The organism is Streptomyces sp. 13-12-16 (genome assembly GCF_002114215.1).
GTDB lineage: Bacteria > Actinomycetota > Actinomycetes > Streptomycetales > Streptomycetaceae > Streptomyces.
Genome location: NZ_NCTE01001065.1, coordinates 1 through 1,918, shown reverse-complemented (window position 1 = coordinate 1,918; position 1,918 = coordinate 1). Strand labels below are relative to the sequence as shown.

General features: G+C 76.4%; 1 protein-coding gene and 1 pseudogene. Both read left to right on the top strand.

All coding sequences use genetic code 11. From position 1 onward, the window contains the following. Positions 1-1,170 (top strand): annotated as a pseudogene (locus B7767_RS35165) (hypothetical protein); the annotation flags it as partial. Then, a partial coding sequence (locus B7767_RS35160; protein WP_218775842.1) for a hypothetical protein occupies positions 1,167-1,918 on the top strand: 752 nt, incomplete at its 3' end. The pseudogene B7767_RS35165 and the gene B7767_RS35160, both read left to right, overlap by 4 nt.

The window sequence follows — 1,918 nt, the reverse complement described above, 5'->3', positions numbered from 1 at the left end:
CCCCCGCCGCTCCCGCCACCCCGGCCGCCCGCACGCCGGGCGCCCCTGCTGCTGGCCGCCGGTGTCTGTCTGCTCGCCGGTCTCGACGCCGCGCTGGTCCTGCTCGGTCTCCCCGCCCCGGTCACCAGTGACCGTCTGCCCCAGGTGCACGGGGTGCTGCTGGTCCTCGGCTTCGCCGGCACGCTGGTGGCGCTGGAACGCGCCGTTGCGCTGGGCGGGCGGTGGCCCTACTTCGCGCCCGCCGCGCTCGGCGCCGGGGGCCTGCTGTTGCTCACCCCCGTGGACCTGGCCGTCCCGCGGCTGCTGCTCGTCGCCGGGGCCGCCGTACTGACCGCGCTGTACGTGCGGTTCTGGCAGCGGCAGCCGGGTGCCGCCCTGCTCGCCCAGGCGGCGGGCGCCGTGTCGGCGCTCGGTGCGGCACTGCTGTGGCTGGGCGGCCTCGACGTCCCACGCCTGCTTCCCTGGCTGGTCGCGTTCCTCGTGCTGACCATCGCGGGCGAGCGGCTGGAACTCGCCCGGGTGGTCCTCCTGGCGCCTCGCGCGCAGCCGGCCTTCCTGGCCTGCGTCGGCGCCGTCGTCACCGGCGTCGTCACCACCCTGATGTGGCCGGCCACCGGCACGCTCCTGCTCGGCGCGGCCCTGCTCGCACTGGTCGCCTGGCTCGTCGTCCACGACGTCGCCCGCCGACTGCTGCGCGCCACGGGACTGCCCCGCTTCTCCGCCGCGTGCCTGCTCGCCGGGTACGCGTGGCTGGGTCTCGCCGGCGCCCTGTGGCTGCTGGGCGGCCCGGTCGCCGAGGGGAGCCGCTACGACGCCGTGGTGCACGCCGTGTTCCTCGGCTTCGTGATGTCGATGATCATGGCGCACGCCCCGGTGATCCTGCCCGCCGTACTGCGCCGCCCCCTGCCCTACCACCCCGGGCTCGCGGTGGCGGCCTGGCTGCTGCACGGCTCCCTCGCCCTGCGCGTGGTGGTCGGCGACCTGCGGGACGTCCGGGGGGCGTGGCAGCTCGGCGGGGCGCTCAACATCGCCGCGGTCCTGCTGTTCGTCCTGACGGCGGCGACCGCGTCGGTGACCGCCACCCGACGCGCGGCCTCCGCCTCCACCGCCACCCGACGCGCGGCCTCCGCCTCCACCACCACCCCCGCCGACCCGAGGAACCCCCGGTGACCGCGCAGCTCTCCTCCTCCACGGCGAACGGCCCCGCTCCGAAGCCGCCCGGACGATCACCACGCGCCCTGTGGCACCTCGGCGTGAACGCCGTCGTGGTGGCCTGGCTGGGGCTGTTCGCCGTGGTCGGGAGCGCCCACCACTTCCTGCCGCACGCCTTCTGGCTGCTCGTCCACACCCTGCTGCTCGGGGCGGTCACCAACGCCGTCGTCATCTGGTCGGGGCACTTCGCCGCGTCCGTGCTCCGGCTGCCGGAGGCGAACCGGGGCGCCCCCGCCGCACTGCGACTGGTCTGCCTGAACGCCGGAGCCGTCGCCGTCATCGGCGGCATGTACACCGGCCGGTGGCCCGTCGTGCTCGTCGGCGGCTGCCTGGTCGCGGCCGCCGTCACCGCCCACGCCGTGTGGCTGGTACGACTGCTGCGGCGGGCCCTGCCCGGCCGGTTCTCCATGACCGTGCGCTACTACGCCGCCGCCGCCGCCCTGCTGCCCGTGGGTGCCGCGCTGGGTGTCCTCATGGCCCGCGGCGAACTCGGCGGCGACCTGCCGGAACGGCTGCTGCTCGCCCACGAGGTGATCAACCTGCTCGGCTGGGTCGGCCTCACCGTGGCCGGAACGCTGATCACCCTGTGGCCGACGATGCTGCGCACCCGGGTGGCGGACGGCGCGGAACGGGCCGGACGCAGGGCCCTCCCCGTGCTGCTCGCCGGGCTCGGCATGGCCGTCGCCGCCGCACTGCTCGGCCCCCC